At 42.2% G+C, this 7,180-nt stretch carries 4 protein-coding genes and 6 pseudogenes; 4 read left to right on the top strand and 6 right to left on the bottom strand.

Annotated elements, in window-relative coordinates; genetic code table 11:
* Positions 1-208: 208 nt before the first annotated feature.
* Positions 209-340 (bottom strand): IS1 family transposase, encoded by a 132-nt coding sequence (locus AACX68_RS04280; RefSeq protein ID WP_370630332.1) that lies wholly within the window; start codon positions 338-340, stop codon positions 209-211.
* 89 nt (positions 341-429) lie between these two features.
* Positions 430-1,267, bottom strand: a pseudogene (locus AACX68_RS04275) (IS110 family transposase); the annotation flags it as partial.
* Positions 1,268-1,329: 62 nt separating this feature from the next.
* Here AACX68_RS04275 and AACX68_RS04270 point away from each other — a divergent pair.
* Both AACX68_RS04270 and AACX68_RS04265 read left to right on the top strand, forming a co-directional pair.
* Positions 1,330-1,660, top strand: a pseudogene (locus AACX68_RS04270) (transposase); the annotation flags it as partial.
* A 378-nt stretch (positions 1,661-2,038) separates the two neighbouring features.
* Positions 2,039-2,914, top strand: coding sequence for a protein RepA (locus tag AACX68_RS04265; protein ID WP_228860681.1), 876 nt, complete (start codon positions 2,039-2,041; stop codon positions 2,912-2,914).
* 793 nt (positions 2,915-3,707) lie between these two features.
* Here the strand turns inward: AACX68_RS04265 and AACX68_RS04260 are convergent.
* Positions 3,708-4,067 carry a darcynin family protein gene (locus AACX68_RS04260; RefSeq protein WP_228860680.1) on the bottom strand — a complete coding sequence of 120 codons (360 nt, stop codon included), beginning with the start codon at positions 4,065-4,067 and terminating at the stop codon, positions 3,708-3,710.
* A 77-nt stretch (positions 4,068-4,144) separates the two neighbouring features.
* Between AACX68_RS04260 and AACX68_RS04255 the strand changes: the two genes are divergently transcribed.
* Both AACX68_RS04255 and AACX68_RS20085 read left to right on the top strand, forming a co-directional pair.
* On the top strand, positions 4,145-4,762 hold the full coding sequence (locus AACX68_RS04255) for a TetR/AcrR family transcriptional regulator (RefSeq protein WP_228860679.1): 618 nt from the start codon (positions 4,145-4,147) through the stop codon (positions 4,760-4,762).
* A 102-nt stretch (positions 4,763-4,864) separates the two neighbouring features.
* Positions 4,865-5,538: pseudogene (locus AACX68_RS20085) on the top strand (IS701 family transposase); the annotation flags it as partial.
* A gap of 17 nt (positions 5,539-5,555) precedes the next feature.
* Here AACX68_RS20085 and AACX68_RS20080 read toward each other — a convergent pair.
* The 3 pseudogenes from AACX68_RS20080 to AACX68_RS04210 all read right to left on the bottom strand — a co-directional run.
* A pseudogene (locus tag AACX68_RS20080) lies at positions 5,556-6,249 on the bottom strand (ISAs1 family transposase).
* Positions 6,250-6,386: 137 nt separating this feature from the next.
* A pseudogene (locus AACX68_RS04215) lies at positions 6,387-6,986 on the bottom strand (RNA-guided endonuclease TnpB family protein); the annotation flags it as partial.
* A gap of 2 nt (positions 6,987-6,988) precedes the next feature.
* A pseudogene (locus AACX68_RS04210) lies at positions 6,989-7,180 on the bottom strand (IS110 family transposase); the annotation flags it as partial.

The raw sequence follows: 7,180 nt of genomic DNA, 5'->3' as shown, positions 1-7,180 counted from the left end.
ACTGACTGATATATCACATGGAATTGAGTATTAAGTTTTTCTATTTTTAATGCTATGTTAAATTTGTCTTGGTTTATATAACAAAATGTCGCAATATAATTTCATAAATGAAATTATATGTATCTAATATAAATCATGTTGAAATTTTAATAAGTGAAATTCATCTGTATAAGAATTATTGGTCACACATTCAATCCGTTAATTTGTGTTAAATATAGTATTCACGCTTAATGAAAGTCCCGATGACTTTATCATGCATTTCCGGCGAATTAGAATAACCCAACGTTTTACGATTGAGTCGTTTAAGTCGGTTGCGCAATGTCAAATTTTCCCGCTCAATACGTTGAGTGAAGGTTTTTCCGACAAAAAGCTGGCTTTTGGTAACAGATTGTAAGCCTTGAAATTATCTGTACACCAGAAAACAACATTGAACGAAGCCAGTTTTCCGAATTCTTGTCCTAACCGTTGCATGAATACTCTTGCACATATCACTAACAGGCGCCGCAGATTTTTATTCCCTCCCGTACTGTATTGTCTAGGAACTAATCCCACCGATGCAACAAAATCACGGCTTTTCGCATACTGCCTGCCATTTCCTAGCTGTGAAGAAAGTAAGCTCGCCGTTATGAGACCAATACCCGGGATCGTCATGAAATTCTGAACTGTGTCATCCTGTGCTGTTGTCCGTTTTATTTCATATTCCAACTCAGTTAGTTGCTCAACAAGGTAGAGATAATGGGCGTGAAGTTGCATTAACAAGCGAGTTACATAATCGGGAGAGCTGTGCTCTTCCAACACAAAAGATAAGAGCTTAATAACCGCCTTTCCTCGTGGCAGGCTAATGCCGAATTCGAGCAAGAAAGCATGCATCTGGTTAGTAGTTTTGACTTTATCTTTGATCAATGACTCTCTGACTCGATGTAATGCCCGCGTAGCCTGTTGAGCTTCAATTTGGGGTTGAACGAAACGTATTGAAGGATGTGATGCGGCCTCACATATCGCTTCTACATCAACAAAATCATTTTTATTGCTTTTAACGAAAGGTCGGACAAACTGAGGAGAAATTAATTTCGTTTTATGCCCTAAACCAACTATCCGCCTCGCCATGAAATGAGTACCGGTATAAGCTTCCATGACAACAGTTGCAGAGGAGCATCCTGCTAAAAACTCTATCAACTTGGTTCGTGTATTTTTATGCAAAAGGACTTTTCCTGATTTATCACTGACTGTGAATATGAAAGGAATGCTTGCCAAGATCGATACCGATATCCGAGTATAAGTGTGGCTTATTTTTTTGGGGCCATTATAGAAACCTATCCTATTTCGTAAAAACTCCACCTTATTCTGGATGGGGTAGGCTGTCATCGGATAAATTTGGTGAAAGATATTGCCGAAGTTTTCAACATTGTATTGCATTACTTGCCCCCTTGCGGCCCGAATCTTAATCCCATAGAGCGATTATGGAAGTAAGACAATGAGCAGTACGTAACAATGTCTATTTCTCGGATGCCAAAACGTTTCGTGAAACACTTCGCCACTTTTTTCATATATATTGCCAGAAAAAGCGAAAGAGCTGACTACTCGACTGACTGATAATTTTCAGATTTTTAAAACCTGCATCTTCAAGTTAGATTGGCATAGCCCCTTTCCATACCTATGACATAAAAAACTTATATAATGCTTTATAGCTTGTTTAAGTTGATAATTTTTTAACATATGTGCACTTTGTTTTCTTGGATGGGTGTATTTGTTGAAGCTCAAAAGAACTTATCCACATATACTATGATTAGATCCTAATATGATCCTATACTGATCCTATATAGACCTAACTGATCCCCGTTTCTTGCAGGCTAGGCAGGACAAGCCTTTCAGAGCATTTAGGTGTGTCGAAATGGGAAAAGGGTGTGTCGAAAACGGAAAAAGGTGTGTCGAAAACGGAAAAAGGTGGGTAGTATTGGGGATATAGGTGTGTCGAAATGGGAATCACCGAAAGTTATTCATAGTGAGTAAAAAGGAACATCTTAATTGGTATAACCATATGAATGATCAATTTTTTTTTGATGAAATTTTTAATTCTGACATTGAAAATAGTAACAATAAGCTCACAGTTACTACTCGTGCCACAGTACAACCTGTTGCATTAATGAGATTGAATGTTTTTGTGCCAGCCAGCCGTGCTGCAAAAGGTGTACAAACAACTATTGATGCAACCTCTGAGCTCAAAAATTTGGAATTTTCACGACGTGAAGGATACGACCATGTGAAGATTACAGGTGAGCGTCTTAATATGACGATGGACTTCAGGGTCTGGATTGGCATTATACAGGCATTCAGTAAATACGGTTTGCAATCGAATATCATTAAATTATCATTCCATGAGTTTGCTGGGATGTGTCTTTTTGAATCAAAGAGGTTTGACAAACGGTTAAGGCAGAGTATTGCTAACTCCTTGCCTCGCATCCGTGGTAAAACCATTACGTTTACGAAGTCGGGTTCAGATGGAATAAAACGTGTGGCGTCTACGGGCTTACTGAAAACAGGGATTTTTGATTTTGAAAACGATTGTGTCGAACTGGAAGCTGACCAGAGGTTATGGGAGCTGTATCAAGCGGATTATACCGTGCTGTTACGCCATAAGCCGATACATGCATTAACCCGTAAAGAGGTTGCACAGGTTTTATATACTTACATCGAGAGTCTTCCATTGAATCCTGCTCCTATTTCATTTGAGCGTCTTAGAGAGAGGTTAGAACTACTGTCCTCTGTTAAAGAGCAAAACAGAATTATCAAGCAGGCACTGCAACAACTTCAGGAAATTGGGTATTTGACACATAGTATAGTTTCTCGTGGAAGAGCTCCTTACGTGATTATTCATTCTAGATCTCCAAAGCTGAAGGGACTCCAATTAGAGTAGTGGGTATCTAATGAGGAAAAGATGTGTTGTAGTAGGAGAAGTAAGTAATAAACGACTACTTTCCCTATCAGAGAATACTGTACATTAAGTGACGTACTAACAAGTTCCCATTTCGACCCACTGTTTAGTTATATTCAATTATCCTGTTTCGACACACTACTAATACCAACTATGTTGGTAATGACTGCAATACGCTATTAATTAATCATTTGGGTGTGTCGTAGTGGGATTGTGTGAGAGAAGACTCAATTTTTTATCTGTAAAAGGGAGTTGTTTACATTTCAGATTGTGTACAGATAGGATTTCATCTCCACTATTCACTCTGATTAAAAGGCATTTTCCCTTTTTAGCCCACCTTTGATTGATATCCAATCTTTCCCGTTTCGACACACCCTTAACATCTGATATTTTACTGAACACAGTAGTATGACAGTTGAAGAGTTAGGTGTGTCGTAATGGGATAGAGATGGATAGGATATCAAATTGGTTGCCTGGAAAAAGCCTCGTTTATACTCCAGTATAGCTGGAGCTAGACTCTTATTCATGCCCTAGGGATTATCTCATATGTGGTTGTTTGATCTTTCCCATTTCAACCCACTGCTAATTTCAACTGGGGGTAGTTTACACATGGTTATCACTGATAACTTGGGTGTGTCGTAGTGGGATAACTGAAACCATTAACTTGAAAAAGTGTGCTATTTGTACAGAAAATTAATTGATGAAAACAAGATGCCAAACCTGTAATATAGGCTACTTATAGCCTATATTGGCGAATTTATACGTACTTTCATTGTTAAGCGGTGATGACATCGCGCCCATAGTTTTTAGCGTAAGCATTTTCGACGCCTGTAAGTATTTCAACAATATCAAAGTACCGATCCCATAACGGCGTTTCACGTAACTCTTCAACAAGCAGTTGATAGCTATCATGATCTCTTGCATCCCATACCCAGATATCTGTGACTCGTGTTGAATAAAACTCGACGTCATAAAAACGAAGCGAAACACCGGCGGCATGTTTTTTGATAATGGGTGTAAAGATTTCAGCAAAGTGTTTGAAGCGTTGGTCGATAGAGAAACCCAGCCATTCAGGAGTTGTTTTAACCATCATAAATACAGTTAAAGTGGGGGTAAAATGTTGTGACTGAGACATGATTATTGTTCCTTGAATTCGTTGTTGAGGCCTCTATAATGCGAGCTGTTGCTTATATTCACAACTCGCATTCCCCCATGAAAACGTTATCAAATCAAGAACGACCAAAGTTACGAAAACAGCCGAAACAAGCGCGTTCCCTCGCGATGGTTGAAGCTATTATTGAGGCAACTGCTCGCATTTTGGAGCAGCATAGTCACGAGGGTTTTTCAACAAATGCCGTCGCAGAACTGGCTGGCGTAAGTATCGGTTCCCTGTATCAGTACTTCCCATGCAAAGATGCGCTAATGGGCGCGTTAATTGTACGTGAGTCAACACGACTTATCACTGAAGCACAAAAGGCGGTAACAAAGACGAGTGGGCGTGCCGGTATTTCTGCCTTTATTAAGTCCTGTGTCGATCACCAACTACACCGTCCTGCTCTGGCACGGTTGCTTGATTTTGAAGAGGCTCGTTTGCCTTTTGATAGGAATGTACAGTGGGCAAATACACAATTGCGTAGCATTATCACTGAACTGCTGATAACCCCTGATATTCCTCTCCAGGTCGATATCCAGGCTGCTACGCGAGACGTGATGGCAATAATCAAAGGAATGGTTGATACTGCAGGTGAATACGGGGAATCTGCCAAATCAGGGCTTACGGAAAGGGTTGAACGTGCGGTATTTGGGTATCTATCTTTTAGCTCACATTAATTGAAAACTGATGAAAGTGTATCTTTTGGAGCTAGTACTACAGTCGTGAGCCGTATTGTGTAATGATAACTTTCTTCTTCCTAGCACCAAGGGAAGTATCCTATGAGCTCACCTGTCAACCTCTGGGAACAGGAGCTACGGATTTGCATTCCCGTCTGGCTCCGCTGTTTCACTCTGTCAGCTCTCAACACCGTTGTTTGGCTTATTTTAGCGGAATGCTCAGTGATGTAGAACGTAAAAATGGCTGGCAACTGGCTGAATGGCATTCAATATTTTCTGGAACGTGCCCGTTGGGATGCCGAGGTGGCCCGCGATATCTTACGCAACTATATGACTGACCATCTCAGCGATGAGCAAGGAGTCCTTATCGTTGATGAAACCGGTTTTATCAAAAAAGGCCCCCATTCTGCTGGCGTTAAACGTCAATATAGCGGTATCGCCGGACGGGTAGAAAACAGTCAGTAGATGTCTTTCTCTGTTATGCCGATCACGGCGTCCATGCCTTTATTGACCGGGCCTTATACTTGCCTGAGCAATGGACAGATGACCGTTCCCGTTGTAAAGCAACCGGTATTCCTGACTTGGCCATCTTTGCTACCAAACCTCAACTTGCATCAGCAATTGCTGGCGTCCCTTGTGGCTGGGTGACCGTCGATAAGGTTTATGGTTAAGAACGCAGCCGGCGGTACTGGCTGGAATCCCGATATCAACCGTTTGTACTGGCGATCCCCAAAAATGAAAGAATATGGTGGCAAGTACCTAGGTATACCAGAGCAGGGCAAACGGGTCTAAATTATACTGATGGAAAACCCATCGTAAGGACTTTCAGCATATAGCTATTATCCCAACCGGCTTTATGTCGCTTGGTTTTAATACTGACTTTAACTGTTTTCTCGTTTTTCAGCAGGTTTAACGCGATTTTATTCATTAAGGCTATATTTTCTGCACCGTAACCACTTCTCAGGCGGTTTTTGTCTTCATGGAAACTCACATCCAATTGCTAGTGTAATTTCGATTCAATATGCCAATGGCGGCGTATTGCATACGCGATAAATTGAGCGGTCTTAGCCTGATGGCTGGTGATGTAGTAACGTCGTTCATACGTCTCCGCTTTCCCTTTGATTTCCCGATAAGATTCAACCACGGCAATTCCGCCCATCGTTTTACCGTCTACCGCAATAATCTCTTCGGACAGGTTAGCCAGACTTTTCACCCACGCGGTAAAGGCATGACTAAACTCGTGCGGATTGAGTCGGTTGAGAACATCGTTGAAGGTATCATGACTGGGTATTCCGTTCGGTAACGCCAGAAATTGCCTGAACCAGTCTTCTTTGGTTTTGCCATTCTCTTCAATATCATTGAAATTTTCACAGACGCAGATGATGGCACAAATTGAGATAGTGAGAATATCGATAAGCGAGTGACGCTGAGTTCGGGTGCTTCTTTGGCGTTTGCAACTCAGTGAAGAAGGGCGAGATTATGGTCATTATCTACTGGTTCGGCGAAGCCGGGATGAGAAACAGGAGCGGGCTTATTATATCGTATATGCCCGCAGAGCACTGGCTGACCTGAAAACCCTCTTATTCCAGAGCCATTACGACTATAGTAGTGACTGCTCGCCGCCCTATCGGGCGAGGCTTCCCACTTCACAGGCCGCTGCTTGTGCGTGACAAGTCTGACGCTGGCCTCCATGGGCAGAGACGACGAGACCCGCCGCCTTTAATTCAAATAGACCTTGCTGCTTGATATTCAACGCAGCATTGATATCTCTGTCATGCTCCGTATGGCACATTGGACACATCCAATATCGCTGGCTTAACGGCATTACCGATTCTTTGTGTCCGCAACAATGACAGATTTTCGAGCTGGCATACCACTGGTCAAGCCTGACCAGATGTTTTCCCGCTTCTTGAGCTTTGTATTCGAGCTTCGTCACAAAACTGTGCCATCCTGCATCTGCTATATGGCGGGCAAGCCTGCGGTTTTTTAGCATATTGCTCGTTTTCAGTGTCTCGACTATCACTGCTTGGTTTTCGTCAATAAGTTGTCGGGACAATTTATGCTGGAAATCCCCGCGGGCATTCACCACTTTTTCATGGCATTTGGCTACCTGTAAACGCGCTTTATACCGATTTTTACTGCCTTTTCGTTTTCTCGACAGGGATTTCTGCTTGCGCCGTAATTTGTTACTGGCACGGATTAAATAGCGCGGATTGGCCTGCTTCCTAATCTTTGGCGCTCCGAGACGGAAAGTGTGACTAATTGGCGACGACGTGTGATCATGGCTTGCAGCACTTGTTGCTGAGCAGAGGGCAACACTCTGATTATTTTATCCCGATCTGTTTGTTGAGATAAAACCAGGGCTAACTGTGCCAGCATTTGAGCATCTATTTTATCGGTTTTGGCTAGATATCCCAT

Origin of the sequence: Xenorhabdus sp. PB61.4 (assembly GCF_963894935.1) — a bacterium.
Lineage (GTDB): Bacteria > Pseudomonadota > Gammaproteobacteria > Enterobacterales > Enterobacteriaceae > Xenorhabdus > Xenorhabdus stockiae.
The sequence above is the reverse complement of the archived record's forward strand: the minus strand, read 5'-3'. Positions and strand labels throughout refer to the sequence as shown.